A 17790-nucleotide genomic window follows, 5' to 3' on the forward strand; every position below is an offset into this window, starting at 1 on the left:
ACAACAATAAGACACGCCCCGATCCGGCGGCGGAGGGAACGACAATGGCTCCCAGCGTGCTGATCGTCGACGACGATCCGCTGATCCGAGAACTGCTGCAGTCCTACCTCGAACAGGAGGGCTATTCGGTACGCTGCGCCAGCACGGCCGAGCAGGCCGAGGCCTGCCTCGAGGAACATCCCGTGGACCTGGTCATGCTGGATATCCGCCTGCCCGGCAAGGATGGCCTGACCCTGACCCGCGAGCTGCGGGTGCGCTCCGAGGTCGGCATCATCCTCATCACCGGACGCAACGACGAGATCGACCGGATCGTCGGCCTGGAGTGCGGCGCCGATGACTACCTGAGCAAACCCTTCAATCCCCGCGAACTGATTTCCCGCGCGAAGAACCTCATCCGCCGCGTTCGTCACAGCCAGCAGCCGGCCGGCCTGGCGCCCGCCGGCCAGCTCCGGCAGTTCGATGACTGGACCCTGGACGTCGACCGCCGGCGCCTGATCGCCCCCGATGGCGGCGAGACCCTGCTGACCCACGGAGAGTTCCAGCTGCTCAGCGTCTTCCTGCGCAATGCCGGACACACCCTCAGCCGTGACCAGTTGATGGACCAGATCCGCAACCGCGAATGGCTGCCGAACGACCGCTCCATCGACGTGCTGGTGGGGCGCTTGCGGCGGAAACTGGATGACGATCCGGCCAACCCCCGCCTGATCATCACCATCCATGGCACCGGCTACCTCTTCGGTGCCCCCGTCAGTGGCCGCCCGTGAAGCGCCTCGCCCTGTGGCTGGCGATGTCGCTGCCTGCGGCGGCTAGCGGTGCCGGGGAGGCCATCCGCTATTGCGACCACCCGGTCTATCCACCGATCAGCTGGACCGATGCCCAGAACCGGGTCAGGGGCGTGGCCCCCGAGGCGGTGCGTGACGTCGCCAGGACCCTCGGGATGGACGTGGAGTTCGTCCAGCTGGGGAACTGGACACGTTGCCTGATGGACGCGGCGCAAGGGCGGGTCGACCTGGTCATCGCCTACCGTTCACCGGCGCGCGAGGAAACCCTGCGGTTCAGCCGCGTGGCCCTGCTGCGCGAGGAGGTGGCCCTGTTCTTCCACCGTGACCGGCCCATCCGCGTGTCCCGGCTGGAGGACCTGGCCCGCTATCGGGGTGGATTGCTCTTTGGCGAAAGCTATGGACAGGCGTTCGACCGCTTCGTGGAGGCCCATGGCAATGTCGAACGGGTGGCGAGCAATGAACAGAACTTCGGCAAGCTGGCGCGAGGCCGCATCGACTTCCTGGTGCATGAGCGCCGCACGGGGCAGTTGTTCCTCGAATCCCTCGATGGGGCCGGGCGGATCGAGGCCCTGCCGCAGACCCTGGCCGTCGACTACCTGTACTTCGCCGTTTCCCGGCGTTCGCCCCTGCAGGGGCGGATGGCGGAGATCGATGCCGCCTTGCAGGGGCTGGCGGAACGCCGACAGGTCGAGCGCTGGCTGCGGGAAAGCACCGAGGCCTATCGGGCCACCCAAGCGCGGACAGGCGCCCGGTGATGCGCCCGGGATCGCCAGGGCCCCTGGGCGGGCTGTCGCGTCGACTGTTGCGCTTCATCGTCCTGTTCAGCCTGGCCTTCACCTTGCTGGCCAGCGCCGTGCAGCTCTACTTCGAGTACCGGCGGGAGATGCAGGGCATCGAGTCGCGGCTGGAGGTCATCCGCTCGGGTTACCTGGAAAGCCTGGAGCGGAGCCTGTGGGACCTCAACCAGGCGCAGCTGGACATCCAGTTGCGCGGCTTGGCGGACTTTCCGGATATCGCCTGGGTGCGCCTGCACAGCGACGACTATCAGTTGCTCAGGGGGAGGGCCCTGTCCGCCTCCAGCGTCCGCTCGGAACGCTTCGAGCTGGCGTTCCGCTTGCCGGACGGCACCCTTCGCGACCTGGGTACGCTGGAGGTGGCGAGCGACCTGGGGGCGATACGTGCGCGCCTGGTCGCCTCGGGACTGGCGAACCTCTTGTGGATGGGGCTGTTCATCTGCGGGCTGGCCGTCGCCCTGTCCGGGCTGTTCCACCGGCTGGTGACCCGGCACCTGCTGGCGATGGCCGCCTTTTCCAGGCGGCTGGCGCAGGGGGAGCGGGGCGAGCCGTTTCGGCTGGACAAGCGCCGCCGTGGCCAGGGCGATGAACTGGATGCCGTGGCCCAGGCCCTGGACGACATGCGCCAGGCGATCGTCGACGACCTGCGGCGGCGCGAGGCCGATCGGCTGGCCTTGCAGGACAAGCGCGACGAGCTGCAGCGCATGGTGGAACTGCGCACGGCCAGCCTGCACCGCGCCAAGGAACAGGCCGAGGCCGCCAACCTGGCCAAGTCGCGCTTCCTGGCGACCATCAGTCACGAGTTGCGCACGCCCCTGAACGGCATACTCGGCATGGCCGAACTGCTGCGCACGTCCCAGCGCGGGGCGGAGGACCGCAAGCGCCTGCAGGCCCTGCACAAGGCGGGCGAAGGGTTGCTGGCCACCCTCAACGACCTGCTGGACTTCGCCAAGCTGGAGGAGGGCGAGGTGGCTCCGGAGCCGGTGGCGTTCTCCCTTCGAGAGCTGCTGGATGAGGTGATCACCCTCCTGGAGCCTCGGGCCCTGGCCAACGGGACCCGGCTTCAGGGGGCGACGGACAGCGCCATTGCCGAACGCTTTCGCGGAGCGGAGCAGTTCCTGCGCCAGGTGCTGACCAACCTGCTGGCCAATGCCATCAAGTTCACCGAGGGCGGGCATGTCGAGGTCCGTGTCGAGCTGCTGGGCAGCGAGCCCGGCCGGCAACGCCTGCGCCTCAGCGTGACCGACGACGGCATCGGCATCGCCGAGGCTGTGCAGGCGCGGATCTTCGAGCGCTTCGTGCAGGCGGACGAGCGGGTGGCCCGCCGCTACGGCGGCGCCGGGCTGGGCCTGGCCGTCTGCAAGCGCCTGCTCCAGGCCATGGGAGGGGAGATCCTGCTGAGCAGCCGGGAAGGCGAGGGCAGTCGTTTCTGGTTCGACCTCGACCTGGAGTGCCTGGACCGGCAGCTCCCTGAAACGCAACCCGCTTCATCCGCGCAGGCGATCCGGCCCCTCGACGTGCTGGTGGTGGAGGATGTCGAGCTCAATCGCGAGGTCGCGCGGGGGTTGCTGGAGCGCGATGGACACCGCGTGAGCTTCGCGGTGGATGCGCAACCGGCCCTGGACCTCTGTCGTCGCCAGCGCTTCGACCTGATCCTGCTGGACGTACACCTGCCCGGCATGAGCGGCACCGAGCTCTGCCGGCTCCTGCGCGACGACCCGGCCGGACTCGATCGGGACGTTCCCGTATTCGCCTTCACCGCCAGCCTGGAGGCTGACCGGGTGCAGGGCTACCTGGACGCGGGCATGCAGGGCGTGATCGGCAAGCCGATCCGTCTCGAGACCCTGCGCCAGGTGCTGGCACAGGTGGCCGCCACGGCCGAAGTCACCGGCCTCCTGCAGGAGTCGGTGCTGGAGGGGCATCGCGAGCACCTGGGGGATGCCCGTCTCGCCCGGCTGTTGCGGCTCTTGCTGGAGCGCCTGGCCATCGACGGAGCGGCGCTGCTGGAGGCATTGCGGCAAGGGGATGCCGCTCGCTCGGCCGACCTGGCCCATCGCCTCGCCAGCGCCGCCGACGCCCTGGGCGGGCGGGCCCTGGCGAACCTGCTGCGGCACCTGGAGGCGGACGCCGAAAGGGGGTTCCTCGCCGGCTACGCCGATCGGCTCCAGGGCCTGCTGGAGCGGTCCGAAGCGGCTTTCCAGGGGGCCTTGGCGAAGTACGAGTCGCTGTAACAGGGTCGTTACCACTTCTTACAAGTTCTATCCGAACCTTCAATCCGAACTTACATCGCCTTCCAATAATCGGGGCGTGGCGGGGCGCCTTGTCCTGCCGGTCGAAAATCTATGGGGACAAGAACAATGAAACTCCGCAGTTTTTCCGCGCTCGATTCCATACTGGTGGCCGCCGTGCTGCTGACGCTGATCGCCGGTTCCCTCAGCCTGTTCGACGACCCGATGTCCGGGCCGTTGCAGCTGGCGCTGATCCTGGTGGGCTGCTTCGGTGCCCTGATCGGGATCAAGAATGGCCTCCGCTGGCAGGAACTCGAGGACGAGATCGTCCGCATCAACGCCAAGACGGTGGCACCCATCTTCATCTTCCTGTCGATCGGCATCCTGATCGGCGCCTTCATCCTCTCCGGCACCGTGCCCACGCTGCTCCACATGGGCCTCAGCCTGCTGTCGCCGGCCTTCTTCTACCCGGCCGCCTGCCTCATCTGCGCCATAGTCTCACTCTGCATCGGCTCCTCCTGGACCACGGTGGCGACCATGGGCGTCGGCTTGATGGGCACCGCCCACGGCTTCGGGCTTTCGCCGGAAATCACCGCAGGCGCGGTGGTGGCCGGCGCCTATTTCGGCGACAAGATGTCGCCGCTGTCGGACACCACCAACCTGGCCCCGGCCGTGGCGGGTGCCCAGTTGTTCGACCACATCCGGCACATGGCCTGGGTCTCCGTCCCCAGCCTGCTGATCGCGCTGACGCTGTTCTCGGTCCTCGCCCTGAACACCGACGTCAGCGATGGCTCGGTGTCCGATGTCGAGCACATCAAGGCCGAACTGGCGGCGTCCTTCTCCGTCGCCTGGTACAACCTGATCCCCATGTTCGCCCTGTTGGCCATGTCCGTGCGCAAGGTGCCGGCCTTCCCCGCGATCATCCTCAGCAGCGCCCTGGCTTGCGTGTTCGCGATGCTCTTCCAGGGCGCGGCCATCGAACGCTTCATGGCGGGCAGCGGCCTGACCGGCGCGATGCTGGTGGTCAAGGCGTTGTGGACCGTGATGGCCACCGGCTTCGTGTCGCAGACCGGCCATGAAGTGGTCGATGCCCTGTTCAGTCGCGGTGGCATGGCGAGCATGGTCTTCATGGCCTTCCTGGTGTTCTGCTCGATGATGATGACGGCGGTGCTGGAACGCATCGGCTTCATCCGCTTCGTCCTGGGGCTGATCGTGCGGGGCGTGCATTCAGTGGGGGCGCTGATCGGCGCGACCCTGGCCACCAGCCTCGGGGTGAACGTACTGACCGGCGACCAGTACCTGTCCCTGGTACTGCCGGGGCAGATGTGGAAGGAGGAGTACCGGCGTCGCGGACTGGCCGCCGTCAACCTTTCCCGCACCCTCGAAGACGCCGGTACCGTCACCTCCGCCCTGATCCCCTGGAACGCCTGCGGCGTCTACATGGCCGCGACGCTCGGGGTCGCGACCCTGTCCTACCTGCCCTTCGCCTTCTTCAACTGGATCAACCCGCTGATCGCCCTGATCTTCGGCATCTTCTGCATCCGCATCCTTCCGCTGGAGGCCGACCCGGCCGAACGGCCGGAAAGCCTGCCGGGCCGCGATGAGGCGCTTCCCGGCACCGCCTGAGTCGAAACCCTTGGTGTAGGAGCCAGCTTGCTGGCGAAGGCGCTTCCTTCGCCAGCAAGCTCGCTTACCCGAGGGCCGGCTGCGGCGGCTCGTGAGGCTTTGTCCGAAGTTGTAACGGCACCGCCGGACAATGCGGATCCTCCTCAATAAAGTCGTTTTAAAACATTCATTTAGGCGTTTTCTGCGCTGTTACATACCCCATTTGGGGAGGATTGTCGGCTTGCTGAACAGTTGTTTAGGATTGCCTCGACTCCACCACGCTCCCGCCCAATCACAACAAGACGAGGGAACCCATGAGCACAGCTGCCTCCCTGCTCAGCCAGGTTGATGCCGGCGTCGCCCGCATCACGCTGAACCGCCCGCAACAACGCAATGCGCTGGACATCCCCACCCTTCGTGGCCTGATCGAACTGCTGGATGCCCATGAGGCCGATCCCGGCGTGCGCGTGGTGGTCCTCAGCGGCACTGGCCGCAGCTTCTCTGCCGGCGCCGACCTGGCCGAGTGGGCCGAGGCCGAAGCCCGGGGCCAACTGGAGACCTACGGCTGGACCGAAATGGCCCACCGGCTGATGGGCCGCCTGCACGGCCTGTCGAAGCCGACCCTCGCGGCGGTCAACGGCACCGCGGTGGGGGCGGGGATGGACCTGGCGCTCTGCTGCGATTTCCGTATCGCCGCCCAGTCGGCCCGGTTCAAGGCCGGCTACACCGCCATGGCCTATTCGCCGGATGCCGGGGCCAGCTGGCACCTGCCTCGCCTCATTGGCGTCGAGCAGGCCAAGCGGCTGCTGTTCCTCGACGAGCCCTGGAGCGCGGAACGTGCCCTGGCGGCTGGGCTGGTGGGCGAGGTCTGCGCCGACGCGGAACTGCCCCAGGCGGTCGATCGGTTCGCCGCGCGCCTGGCCGTCGGCCCCACCTTCGCCTTCGCCCAGACCAAGGCCCTCATTCGCGAAGGGGCCACCCGCAGCCTGGCCGAACAACTGGCCGCCGAGCAGGCCGCCGGGCTGCTTTGCGGTCGCAGCGAGGACGCCGCCGAAGCGCTGCGTGCCGTTGCGGAAAAGCGTGCTCCCCATTTCAGCGGTCGCTGATCCCTGCCACCCCGAGGACTTCACCATGAACTTCCAACTCACCCAGGAACAGGAAATGCTGGTCGACGCGGTCCGGGCCTTCGTCGAGAAAGAACTGCTGCCCCACGAGGAGGCCGTCGACCGGGCCGACGCGGTGTCCCCGGAGCTGGCCGCGGAGATTCGCGGCAAGGCGCTGGCGGCGGGTTTCTATGCCTTCAACATGCCGGAGGAGGTGGGGGGCGGCGGCCTCGACTACCTGTCCCAGGCGCTGGTCGAACGTGAGCTGTCCAAGGTGTCCTGGGCCCTGCACGTGTTCGTCGCGCGGCCCTCGAAGATCCTCATGGCCTGCACCGGCGAGCAGATCGGGCGGTACCTGCTGCCCGTCGTCCAGGGCGAGAAGATCGACTGCTTCGCCCTCACCGAGCCGGGTGCGGGCTCCGATGCCAATGCCATCAAGACCCGCGCGGTGCGCGACGGTGACGATTTCGTCCTCAACGGTTCCAAGCATTTCATCAGCCATGCCGGCCATGCCGACTTCGCCATCGTCTTCGCGGTGACCGACAGCTTCGAGCGCAATGGCAAGCGTCGCAACGCCGTCACCGCCTTCCTGGTGGACAAGGGCACCCCCGGCATGACCGTGCGCCGGGGGCCCAGGTGCGTCAGCAACAAGGGCTACCACACCTACGAACTGTTCTTCGACGATTGCCGCGTGCCAGCTTCCAGCGTGCTCGGCGAGGTGGACAAGGGCTGGGAAGTGGCCAACGCCTGGCTCACCGCCGGCCGGGTCATGGTCGCCGCCAACTGCGTCGGCCAGGCGCAACGGGCCCTCGACCTGTCGCTGCGCTGGGCGGCCGATCGAAAGCAGTTCGGCCAGCCCATCGGCAGCTACCAGGGGGTCTCCTTCAAGCTGGCCGACATGGCCACGCAGATCCGCGCCGCCGAACTGATGACCCTCCACACCGCCTGGAAGATGGACCAGGGCACCATGACCGATGGCGAGGCGGGCATGGCCAAGCTGTTCGCCAGCGAAGTGCTGGGGCGCGTGGCCGACGAGACGGTGCAGATCTTCGGCGGCATGGGCCTGATGGACGAAGGGCCGGTGGAGCGCATCTGGCGCAACGCCCGGATCGAGCGCATCTGGGAGGGCACCTCGGAAATCCAGCGCCACATCATTTCCCGCGAGCTGCTGCGGCCCCTGTTGGGATGAGCGGAGAATCACCATGAACCCACGTGACAACCTCAAGCGCCTGCTCGCGCCTCGCCACCTCGCCTTCATCGGCGGCCGCAGCATGGCGCGCGCCCTGAAGCGCTGCGCCGAAGGGGGATTCGCCGGCGAACTCTGGCTGGTCAATCCCCAGCACGCCGAGCTGGAGGGCGTGCCCTGCATCGCGCGGGTGGCCGATCTGCCCTGCGCCCCGGATGCGGTATTCATCGCCACCCACCGCGAACAGACCCTGGCCAGTGTGGCCGAGCTGGCCGCCCTGGGTGCGGGGGGGGCCATCTGCTACGCCTCCGGGTTCGCCGAAACCGGCGCCGAGGGCGCTGCGCTGCAATCCGAACTGCTGGCCGCCGCCGGCGACATGGCGCTGCTCGGACCCAATTGCTACGGCTTGCTGGACTACCTGCACGGCGCGGCGCTCTGGCCCGTGGCCCATGGCGGGCGGCGGGTGGAGAAGGGCGTCGCCGTGCTCACCCAGAGCGGCAACTTCGCCTACAACCTGTCCATGAGCGATCGTTCGCTTCCGGTGGCCTACATGGCCTCGGTGGGCAACCAGGCGCAGCTGGGCGTCGCCGAACTGATGGACGTGCTGCTCGACGAGCCGCGCGTCACCGCCATCGGCCTGCACCTGGAAGGGCTGAGGAATGTCCCGGGTTTCGCCCGCGCCGCCCACAAGGCGCTGGAGAAGGGCGTCCCCATCATCGCGCTGAAGACCGGGGTATCGCAGATCGGCGCCCAGCTCGCCCTCAGCCACACCAGCTCCCTGGCGGGCTCCGACGCGCTCTACGACGCCCTGTTCGAGCGACTCGGGGTGATCCGCGTGAGCGGTCCCGTGAGCTTCATGGAAACCCTCAAGGCCGCCGCCTGCGGCACGCTGCCGGCCGGTCCGGGGCTGATCGCCCTGGCCTGTTCCGGTGGCGATGCCGGGCTGATCGCCGACTACGCCGAAGCCAACGGCCTGCGGTTGCCGGCGCTGGATGACCGCCAGCGCCACGCGCTGGCGCAGATCCTGCCGGGGTACGCCAACGTCGCCAACCCGCTGGACTTCACCACCGCCATCTGGGGGGACGCCGAGTCCCTGCGGCACATGCTGGACATCGCCCTGCGCAGCGCCGCCGATGCCGCCCTGCTGGTGCTGGACTATCCGGGGGAGGGCACCGGTGAGCGTCCCCAGTGCGACCTGCTGCTGGAGCTCTTCTGCGAGGCCCTGGAACGCCACGGCAAGGCCGGCTTCATCGCCTCGGCCTTCCCCGAGCTGCTGCCCGCCGCCGCGCGGGACCGCCTGCACGCCCGTGGCGTCGCCGCCCTGCAAGGGGTGGAGGACGGGCTGGCGGCCTGGGGTCGCATCGCCGCTTACCGGCAGCGGCGCGACAGGCTGCTGGAGCGGGGCGAGTCGGCCCTGGTGCCCCTCTGCCCCGCGCCGGTGAGCGACGGCCGGACGCTGGACGAATGGCAGTCCAAGCAGGCCATGCGCGCGTTCGGCCTGCCCGTGCCGCAGGGAATTCTCAGCACCCCGGAGCGGGCGCCGGGGGACGCCGAAACCCTGGGCTACCCGCTGGCGCTGAAGGCCGTCAGCGCCCAGTTGCCGCACAAGACCGAGGCCGGTGGCGTGGCGCTCGACCTCAGGGACGCCGAGGCCCTGCGGCGGGCCCTCGACGAGATGCGGCAGCGCCTTGCCGCCAGCGCGCCGGGCGTCGCCTTCGAGCGGGTGCTGCTGGAGCGCATGGCCCGGCCGCCGCTGGCGGAACTGATCGTCGGCATCAAGCGCGAGAACGGCTTCGGGCTGGCCCTGGTGATAGGCGCCGGCGGCATCCTCGTCGAACTGCTGAAGGACAGTCGCAGCCTGCTGTTGCCCACCAATGACGCGGCCATCCGCGATGCCCTGCTGAGCCTGCGCAGCGCGCCGCTGCTCACCGGCTTCCGTGGCCGCCCGGCGGCGGACCTGGAGGCGCTGGTGGCGGCCATCCGCGCGGTCGCCGACTACGCCTGCGAGAACGCCGGACAACTGCTGGAACTGGACGTCAACCCATTGCTGGTCAGCGCCGATGGCGCCGGGGCGGTGGATGCGCTGATCCGTTTGGGCAACGACTGAACGTTCCGAGGTGGACACGAACGCTCCCCTCTCCCACCTGCGGGAGAGGGGGCAAGAGCGCTACGGCGTGAGCGGCGATTCCGGTAGTCGCCGAATTGGACGAGGATCGAACATGCAACAACAGAAAACCCTCACCGGTGGCCAGGCCCTGGTGCGCCTGCTGGCCACCTACGGCGTGGATACCCTGTTCGGCATTCCCGGCGTGCACACCCTGGAGCTTTACCGGGGGCTTCCCGGCAGCGGCATCCGCCACGTCCTGACCCGGCACGAACAGGGGGCCGGCTTCATGGCCGACGGTTATGCGCGGGTCACCGGCAAGCCCGGCGTCTGCTTCCTGATCACCGGGCCTGGCGTGACCAACGCCGCCACGGCCATCGGTCAGGCCCATGCCGACTCCATTCCCCTGCTGGTGATTTCCAGCGTCAACCACAGCGCCAGCCTGGGCAAGGGCTGGGGGTGCCTGCACGAGACCCAGGATCAGCGGGCGCTGACGGCGCCGATCACCGCCTTCTCGGCCCTGGCGCTGAGTCCGGAAGACCTGCCGGAGCTGGTGGCGCGCGCTTTCGCCGTGTTCGAGGGCGAACGGCCGCGTCCGGTGCACATCTCGGTGCCGCTGGACGTGCTGGCCGCGCCCGTCGCCCGTGACTGGTCCCGGGAGCGGATGCGACGTCCCGGGCGTGGCCTGCCGGACAGCGACGCCCTGGCCGCTGCCGCAGTCCGCCTGGCCTCCGCGAAGCGGCCGATGATCATCGCCGGCGGTGGCGCCCTGGAGGCCGCCGACGCCCTGCGGGCGCTCAGCGACCGCCTGGCGACACCGGTTTTCACCAGCGTGGCCGGCAAGGGCCTGCTGCCGCCCGAGGCGCCGCTGAACGCTGGCGCCAGCCTCTGCGTGGCGCCGGGCTGGGAGATGATCGCCGAAGCCGACCTGGTGCTGGCGGTGGGCACCGAGATGGCCGATACGGACTTCTGGCGCGACCGCCTGCCGCTGTCCGGCGAGCTGATCCGGATCGACATCGATCCGCGCAAGTTCAACGATGTCTATCCCTGCTCCCTGGCGCTCAAGGGGGATGCCCGGCAGAGCCTCGAGGCCCTGCTGGCGCGCCTGCCGGAACAGGGAAGGGCAGGGCAGGTCGCCGCCGCCCGGGTGGCGCGGTTGCGGGAAGCGATCCGCACCGGCCACGCGCCGCTGCAGGCCATTCACCAGGCCATCCTTGACCGCATCGCTGCGGTGCTGCCGACGAACGCCTTTGTCAGCACCGACATGACCCAGCTGGCCTACACCGGGAACTACGCCTTCGCCAGCCGCTCGCCGCGCAGCTGGCTGCATCCGACCGGCTACGGAACCCTGGGCTACGGGCTGCCGGCCGGCATCGGCGCCAAGCTTGGCGCGCCCGACCGGCCCGGCCTGGTGCTGGTGGGGGACGGCGGCTTTCTCTATACCGCCCAGGAGCTGGCGACGGCGACTGAAGAGCTGGACTCCCCGCTGGTGGTGCTGCTCTGGAACAACGACGCCCTGGGGCAGATCCGCGATGACATGCAGGCCCTCGATATCGAGCCGATTGGCGTGCTGCCGCGCAACCCGGACTTCGTCGGACTGGCGCGAGCGTTCGGTTGCCAGGTGCGTCAGCCCGGCAGCCTCGACGAGCTGGAACACGACCTGCGCGAGGGCTTCAGCCACCCCGGCGTGACGCTGGTCGAGCTCAGGCACGCCTGCGCTCGCTGATGCCGACTTTCCTCCCGGCCGGGTTCGGTGCCCGGCCGGTTTCCCTGATCCGATGCCCATGAGGCGCTTACATGAACGTCCTGATCGTCCATGCCCACCCCGAGCCCCAGTCCTTCACCACCGCGCTGCGTGACCTGGCTGTCGAGACCCTGCAGGGCCTCGGGCACCAGGTGCAGCAGTCCGACCTCTACGCCATGAACTGGAATCCGGTCGCCAGTGCGGCCGATTTCACCGAACGCGCCAATCCGGAGTACCTGGTCTACGCCCTGGAACAGCGGGAAGGTGTGAAGTCCGATCGCCTCGCGGCGGATATCCGGGGCGAGCTGGACAAGCTGCTCTGGGCCGACCTGCTGATCCTCAACTTCCCGCTCTACTGGTTCTCGGTGCCGGCCATCCTCAAGGGCTGGATCGACCGGGTGCTGGTGTCCGGCATCTGCTACGGCGGCAAGCGCTTCTACGACCAGGGCGGCCTGGCCGGCAAGAAGGCCCTGGTGAGCCTGACCCTGGGCGGGCGTGAGCACATGTTCGGTGAAGGCGCCATCCACGGTCCCCTGGAGGACATGCTGCGACCGCTGTTGCGGGGCACCCTGGCCTATGTCGGCCTGGAGGTGCTACCGCCCTTCGTCGCCTGGCACGTGCCCTACATCAGCGACGCGGCACGGGGCGATTTCCTGCGGGCCTACCAGGCGCGCCTGCAGGGTCTGGAGCAGGACGCAGCGCTGGAGTTCCCCCGGCTGGAGCAGTTCGACGAGCGCCTCTACCCGCGCACCCACCCCTTGTAAGCGCGCTTGCCCGCGAACGGGTCCGCGCGATTCGCCGGCAAGCCGGCTCCTACGAAGCCGAACTCGCACCTACCCTGTAGGAGCGAGCTTGCTCGCGAACGGCTCAGCATCATCCGCCGGCAAGCCGGCTCCTACGGTTTGATAGCGCCATGAAAAGTGCAATCGAGAGTCCGTAACGTCCATTCAGGGGCTTGGCGCCCCGTCCCATAATCGCCCTGCACCCACTTGGGTTACCCGTTTCAGGCTCCGGCCTCCAGCGACCCAGCGCGTCGCCATGGGCCATCGGCCTGGCCTTTTCCAAGTACTAACAATAAGCAGGGCCTCGACATGAAAAAGCCAAACCCCCTTCTCGAAGACCTCAAGGCCATCCTGCCGGCCATTGCCGCCAACGCGGCCCGGGCCGAGCAGTTGCGTCGGGTGCCGGATGAGAACATCGCGCTGCTCAAGGGCATCGGCCTGCACCGCGCGCTGCAACCGAAGCACTACGGCGGCCTGGAAATCTCCCTGCCGGAGTTCGCCGACTGCGTGGTGGCCCTGGCCGGCGCCTGCGCCAGTACCGCCTGGGCGTTCAGCCTGCTCTGCACCCATAGCCATCAGTTGGCGATGTTCTCCTCGCGCCTGCAGGACGAGGTCTGGGGCGAGAACCCCGATGCCACCGCCAGCAGTTCCATCGCGCCCTTCGGCAAGGTGGAGGAGGTGGAGGGCGGGGTGATCTTCAACGGCGAGATGGGCTGGAGCAGTGGCAGCGACCATGCCGAATGGGCCATCGTCGGCTGCCGTCGCAAGAACGCCGAAGGTGAGCCGGTGTACTGCTTCGCCGTGCTGCCCCGCAGCGACTACGAGATCCGCGACGACTGGTTCGCCGCCGGTATGAAGGGCAGCGGCACCAAGACCCTGGTGATCAGGGACGCCTTCGTCCCCAACTACCGCATCCAGGCCGCCAGGGACATGATGGAAGGCCGCTCCGACGGCTTCGGCCTCTACCCCGACAGCAAGATCTTCTACGCGCCCTACCGCCCGTACTTCGCCAGCGGTTTCGCGGCCATCAGCCTGGGCATCGCCGAGCGCATGCTGGAGGCCTACAAGGAGAAGACGAAGAACCGCGTCCGCGCCTACACCGGCGCCAGCGTCGGCACCGCCACGCCGGCCCTGATGCGCCTGGCCGAGTCCACCCACCAGGTGGCCGCCGCCCGCGCCTTCCTGGAGAAGACTTGGCAGGAACATGCCGAGCATGGCGAGCGCCACCAGTACCCGAGCCGCGAGACCCTGGCCTATTGGCGTACCAACCAGGCCTATGCGGTGAAGATGTGCATCCAGTCGGTGGACCGATTGTTCGAGGCCGCCGGCGGCACCTCCTGGTTCGAGAGCAACGAGATGCAGCGCCTGTTCCGCGACTCCCACATGACCGGTGCCCACGCCTACACCGACTACGACGTCTGCGCGCAGATCCTCGGCCGTGAGCTGATGGGGCTGGAGCCTGATCCTTCCATGGTGTGAGCTGTCGCTCCGCCATTCCCACCTGCGTGCCACTTGTTCGAATCATCGCGCGGCCGTCCCATGAGGCGACCGCCAGGAGTTGCGTCATGTCCTCCCAGGAAACCCTGTTCGATTCCCGTGCCTTTCGCCGTGCGCTGGGCAACTTCGCCACCGGCGTCACCGTGGTCACCGCCACCGCCCCCGATGGCACCCGCGTTGGCGTCACCGCCAACAGCTTCAACTCGGTGTCCCTGGAGCCGCCGCTGATCCTCTGGAGCATCGACAAGCGCTCCAGCAGCCTGGCGGTGTTCGAGCGGGCCCGCCATTTCGCGGTGAATATCCTCGCCGCCGACCAGATCGAGCTGTCCAACCAGTTCGCTCGGCCCCGCGACGACAAGTTCGAGGGGATCGCGGTCGAGTCCGGTATCGGCGGCACGCCGCTGTTGCCCGATTGCGCGGCGCGTTTCGAGTGCGAGCTGCACCAGCGGGTGGAAGGCGGGGATCACTGGATCCTCATCGGCAAGGTGGTGCGCTTCGACGACTTCGGCCGTTCGCCGCTGCTCTATCACCAGGGCGCCTACTCCATGGTCCTGCCCCATACCCGCATGACCCGCAAGGACGACGGCCAGCCCGCCTCCAGTGCCTTCCAGGGCCGGCTCTCGCACAATCTCTATTACCTGATGACCCAGGCAGTGCGTGGCTACCAGTCCGACTACCAGCCGCGGCAACTGTCCAGCGGCCTGCGCACCAGCGAGGCGCGCATGCTGATGGTGTTGGAGAACGACGCGGGTCTGGGCCTGGCGGACCTGCAGCGGGAGGTGGCCATGCCCATGCGGGAGATCGAGGAAGCGGTGGCCATCCTCAAGCGCAAGGGCATGGTGGCGGACGCCGACGACCGCGTGCTGCTGACGCCCGCCGGGGTGGAGCAGGCGGAAGCGCTCTGGCGCATCGCCGGTGAGCAGCAGGACAAGGTGTTCGCGCGCTTCAGCCCGGAGCAGGTGGAGACCTTCAAGACCATGCTCAAGGCGGTGATCGCCCTGGGCTGATCCCGGTCTGGCCATCCGGGGGGCGCCGTGCGCACCGGCACGAGCACCCCCGGGGCCAGGGTCAGGTCCGCCCCAGGTTGAAGTGGCTGACCTGGGCGTGCAGGCCGTCCGCCAGCCGCGCCAGGCCCTGGGTGGCGCTGCTGACCTGGTCGGAGCCCTCGGCATTGTGGCTGGCCAGGTCGCGGATCAGCTCGATGCGCTGGCTGATGTCGTGGGCCACGGCGGCCTGTTCCTCGGCGGCGCTGGCGATCTGCACCGCCATGTCGCTGATCACCCGGTTGGCGTGGGTGATGCTTTCCAGGGCCTGGCCGGCGTCGTCCGCCTGGCGGGCGCCCGCTTCCGCCTGGTCGCGGCTCTGGGCCATGGCCTCCACGGCCTGGCGCGCACCCTCCTGCAGACGCTGGATCATCTCCTGGATTTCCCGGGTGGAGTCCTGGGTGCGCTTGGCGAGGCTGCGCACTTCATCCGCCACCACGGCGAAGCCGCGACCCTGCTCACCCGCCCGGGCCGCCTCGATGGCCGCATTCAGGGCCAGCAGGTTGGTCTGGTCGGCGATGCCGCGGATCACGTCGAGGATGCCGCCGATGCTGGCGGTGTTGGTGGCCAGGTCCTGGACCACTTCCGCCGCCTCGCCGATATCGCCGGAGAGGCGCTGGATGGTGCCGACCATCGCATCCACCACTTGGCGGCCGCTGCTGGCGGAGCGGTCCGCCTGCTGCGCGGCCTCGGCGGTCTGGCTGGAGTGGCGTGCCACTTCCTGCACGGTGGCGGCCATTTCGGTGATGGCGGTGGCCACTTCCACGGTGTGCAGTTCCTGCTGGCGGATGTTCTCCAGGGTCTCCTGCGAGGTGCGGGTGAGCCGCTCGGCGGAGACGCTCAGCTGGCTGCTGGAGTGCACCACATTGCTGACGATGTCCCGCAGCTTGCCGACCATCTGCCCGAAGGCGTGGGACAGCACGCCGAACTCCCCGGAGCTGCGGGCATCCAGCTGGGTGGCCAGGTCGCCGTCGGCCACCCGGCGCGCGTCCCCGGACAGGCGCAGCAGGGCACCGCTGACCTTGCGGCGGATGCTGAAGATGCCGATCACCGAAATCAGGATCAGCAGCAGGACCATGGCGCTCACCAGGGTCATGTAGGTGCTGCCGGTGGCATGCAGCTCGTCCACTTCCCGTTGGGTGCGCTGATCCAGCATGACGAAGAAGTCATCCACCGGGTGCATGATCCGGGCTTTCTCCTGGTGGTACTTCGGGCTGTGGACGAGCTCGCCGGCCCTTGCCAGGTCGCCGGCCCGGACCGCCTCGAAAGCCTGGGCCTCCAGGCCGGCCAGTTCGTTGGAGGCCCGTTCCGCCTCCGCCAGCTTGGCCAGCTCGTCCTGGCTGAAACCCCGGCGGCGCATCAGCTCCTGCAGCGCCACGGCCTGGCCGTCACCGCGCGCGACGTCCTGGTCGGCGGCGAGGAAGTCGAGGTGGGGGCGCTGGTAGTCCAGGGGACGTGCCTGCTGACCATTGCGGATGGCCAGCACCTGCTGGTAGAGCCGCGCGTAGCGTTCGTCGCCGGTGACCGCGTAGGTGCGCGCCATGCGGCTGAGGTCGTCGGAGCTCTGCCGCAGTTCGTCGGCGAGCAGGTAGGACTGGTAGCGGTTCTCCTGGCGTTCGCCCAGCTGCCGCTGGTTGCCGATGAGCAGGACCACCAGCAGGCAGAGCAGGGCGGTGCAGAGGATGATGGCGCTGAAGATCAGCGAGAACAGGCGTTGTATGGACAAGGGGGGCTCTCCTGCGGGGACCTTGGCCGGTCTCGCGGCGAGGAGAAGGGGCGGGATGGCGCGGGCGATCCTTCGCACAATCGACTCGGGGCGGGAGGGGCAGCGATCCTTGCTTGCGTCTCGGTATGCACCAGGGTGGTGCGCGACAATAATTGACTGAACAGGCAATAAATGGCAACTGGCTATCAATCTATTTTGTCGACATGCGCTTCACGCCAGAGCCAGTCCAGCAGCTCCCGCAATTTCGGGTCGGGCTCGCGCCGCTCCGGGTAGACCAGGTAGTAGGCCCCGCCGGTGGGGACCCGCAGGTCGAACGGCGCGACCAGGTGACCCTTGTCGAGTTCATCGCCGATCAGGGACCAGTCCCCCAGGGCGATTCCCGTGCCCTGGCTGGCGACGGACAGGGCGAGGTCCAGGGTGTCGAAGTGGTGGCCGCCGGAGAGGGGGCCAGGGTTGTGCCCTGCGGCCCGCAGCCAGTTTTCCCAGTCGTGCTTGTCCCGTGCGGGGTGCAGCAGGACGTGGCGCTCCAGGTCCGCCGGTGTGTCCAGCGGCAGTGGGCCTTCCAGTACCTGGCGGGTGCAGACCGGCGTCAGTCGCTCGTCGAACAGGTGGCGCGCCACCACACCGTGGCCGGGGGCCTGGGCGTAGATCATGGCGGCGTCGAACTCCTCGCGGCGGAAGTCCACGCCGTAGGCGATGGTGGTGGTGAGTTCCACCGGCACGTCCGGGCGCAGGGCCTGCCATTTCATCAGTCGTGGCAGCAGCCAGCGCATGGCGCAGGTGGGGGCCTTGAGTTGCAGGGCCTTGCGCCTTGCGCCGACCTCCTCGACAGCTTCATCGATCAGGGCGAACACCTGCTGGATGCGCGGGTAGAACTCGCGCCCCTGATCGGTCAGCGCCAGGCCCCGGGCCTGGCGCAGGAACAGCGGGTAGCCGAGGTGCGCCTCCAGGCCGGCGATCTGCCGGCTGACCGCCCCCTGGGTGATGTGCAGCAACTCGGCCGCGCGGGTGAAGTTGCAGCATTGTGCCGTGATCAGAAAGGTATGCAGGGCGGGCAGGGGAGGCAGGCGTTTCATTGGATGAGCCATGATCTTGAGTCATGGCTAGTATGACGATTTTTGCCTTGTCAGTCCCTGGGGGTGACGGCTCAATGGGCGCCATCCAAGGGGTCTGCCGATAGCTCGGGCAAGACCCCA

At 68.4% G+C, this 17790-nt stretch carries 12 protein-coding genes and 1 pseudogene; 11 read left to right on the top strand and 2 right to left on the bottom strand.

What is annotated here, in order from left to right:
• Window positions 1–44: 44 nt before the first annotated feature.
• From KF707C_RS08915 to KF707C_RS08965, 11 genes and pseudogenes are all read left to right on the top strand, one after another.
• A complete protein-coding gene (locus tag KF707C_RS08915) occupies window positions 45–764 on the top strand; it encodes a response regulator (protein WP_003456482.1) in 720 nt (239 codons plus the stop codon).
• Window positions 761–1537: a substrate-binding periplasmic protein gene (locus tag KF707C_RS08920; protein ID WP_003456484.1), complete on the top strand. Its 777-nt coding sequence runs from the start codon at window positions 761–763 to the stop codon at window positions 1535–1537. The genes KF707C_RS08915 and KF707C_RS08920 overlap by 4 nt, the downstream gene beginning before the upstream one ends.
• Window positions 1537–3807 carry an ATP-binding protein gene (locus tag KF707C_RS08925; protein ID WP_003456487.1) on the top strand — a complete coding sequence of 757 codons (2271 nt, stop codon included), beginning with the start codon at window positions 1537–1539 and terminating at the stop codon, window positions 3805–3807. The genes KF707C_RS08920 and KF707C_RS08925 overlap by 1 nt, the downstream gene beginning before the upstream one ends.
• A 126-nt stretch (window positions 3808–3933) precedes the next feature.
• The gene (gene nhaC / locus KF707C_RS08930) at window positions 3934–5430 is read left to right on the top strand and encodes a Na+/H+ antiporter NhaC (RefSeq protein ID WP_003456489.1); all 1497 of its coding nucleotides are present in this window, start codon (window positions 3934–3936) and stop codon (window positions 5428–5430) included.
• 293 nt (window positions 5431–5723) lie between these two features.
• Window positions 5724–6515, top strand: a complete 792-nt coding sequence (locus KF707C_RS08935; protein WP_003456491.1) for an enoyl-CoA hydratase/isomerase family protein — start codon at window positions 5724–5726, stop codon at window positions 6513–6515.
• Window positions 6516–6540: 25 nt separating this feature from the next.
• Window positions 6541–7701 (top strand): acyl-CoA dehydrogenase family protein, encoded by a 1161-nt coding sequence (locus KF707C_RS08940; protein WP_036994068.1) that lies wholly within the window; start codon window positions 6541–6543, stop codon window positions 7699–7701.
• Window positions 7702–7714: 13 nt separating this feature from the next.
• Window positions 7715–9805: an acetate--CoA ligase family protein gene (locus KF707C_RS08945; protein ID WP_003456495.1), complete on the top strand. Its 2091-nt coding sequence runs from the start codon at window positions 7715–7717 to the stop codon at window positions 9803–9805.
• A 105-nt stretch (window positions 9806–9910) separates the two neighbouring features.
• Window positions 9911–11528: pseudogene (locus KF707C_RS08950) on the top strand (5-guanidino-2-oxopentanoate decarboxylase).
• Window positions 11529–11599: 71 nt separating this feature from the next.
• The gene (locus KF707C_RS08955; RefSeq protein WP_003456498.1) at window positions 11600–12310 is read left to right on the top strand and encodes an NAD(P)H-dependent oxidoreductase; all 711 of its coding nucleotides are present in this window, start codon (window positions 11600–11602) and stop codon (window positions 12308–12310) included.
• 327 nt (window positions 12311–12637) lie between these two features.
• A complete protein-coding gene (locus KF707C_RS08960) occupies window positions 12638–13807 on the top strand; it encodes a p-hydroxyphenylacetate 3-hydroxylase oxygenase component (RefSeq protein ID WP_003456499.1) in 1170 nt (389 codons plus the stop codon).
• Window positions 13808–13893: 86 nt separating this feature from the next.
• Complete coding sequence (locus tag KF707C_RS08965; RefSeq protein ID WP_003456500.1) at window positions 13894–14832, top strand: p-hydroxyphenylacetate 3-hydroxylase reductase component; 939 nt, start codon at window positions 13894–13896, stop codon at window positions 14830–14832.
• A gap of 61 nt (window positions 14833–14893) precedes the next feature.
• Here the strand turns inward: KF707C_RS08965 and KF707C_RS08970 are convergent, their stop codons facing one another.
• Window positions 14894–16594 carry a methyl-accepting chemotaxis protein gene (locus KF707C_RS08970; protein WP_003456501.1) on the bottom strand — a complete coding sequence of 567 codons (1701 nt, stop codon included), beginning with the start codon at window positions 16592–16594 and terminating at the stop codon, window positions 14894–14896.
• Between the two features lie 185 nt (window positions 16595–16779).
• A complete protein-coding gene (locus tag KF707C_RS08975; protein ID WP_036994072.1) occupies window positions 16780–17670 on the bottom strand; it encodes a LysR substrate-binding domain-containing protein in 891 nt (296 codons plus the stop codon).
• Window positions 17671–17790 lie beyond the last annotated feature (120 nt).

The organism is Pseudomonas furukawaii (genome assembly GCF_002355475.1).
GTDB classification, from domain to species: Bacteria; Pseudomonadota; Gammaproteobacteria; order Pseudomonadales; family Pseudomonadaceae; genus Metapseudomonas; species Metapseudomonas furukawaii.

Excerpts from the sequence above, each read along its gene's own strand:
- KF707C_RS08915 (WP_003456482.1), top strand. The coding sequence starts at position 45 with ATGGCTCCCAGCGTGCTGATCGTCGACGACGATCCGCTGATCCGAGAA.
- KF707C_RS08925 (WP_003456487.1), top strand. The coding sequence starts at position 1,537 with ATGCGCCCGGGATCGCCAGGGCCCCTGGGCGGGCTGTCGCGTCGACTG.
- nhaC (WP_003456489.1), top strand. The coding sequence starts at position 3,934 with ATGAAACTCCGCAGTTTTTCCGCGCTCGATTCCATACTGGTGGCCGCC.
- KF707C_RS08935 (WP_003456491.1), top strand. The coding sequence starts at position 5,724 with ATGAGCACAGCTGCCTCCCTGCTCAGCCAGGTTGATGCCGGCGTCGCC.
- KF707C_RS08940 (WP_036994068.1), top strand. The coding sequence starts at position 6,541 with ATGAACTTCCAACTCACCCAGGAACAGGAAATGCTGGTCGACGCGGTC.
- KF707C_RS08945 (WP_003456495.1), top strand. The coding sequence starts at position 7,715 with ATGAACCCACGTGACAACCTCAAGCGCCTGCTCGCGCCTCGCCACCTC.
- KF707C_RS08955 (WP_003456498.1), top strand. The coding sequence starts at position 11,600 with ATGAACGTCCTGATCGTCCATGCCCACCCCGAGCCCCAGTCCTTCACC.
- KF707C_RS08960 (WP_003456499.1), top strand. The coding sequence starts at position 12,638 with ATGAAAAAGCCAAACCCCCTTCTCGAAGACCTCAAGGCCATCCTGCCG.
- KF707C_RS08965 (WP_003456500.1), top strand. The coding sequence starts at position 13,894 with ATGTCCTCCCAGGAAACCCTGTTCGATTCCCGTGCCTTTCGCCGTGCG.
- KF707C_RS08975 (WP_036994072.1), bottom strand. The coding sequence starts at position 17,670 with ATGAAACGCCTGCCTCCCCTGCCCGCCCTGCATACCTTTCTGATCACG.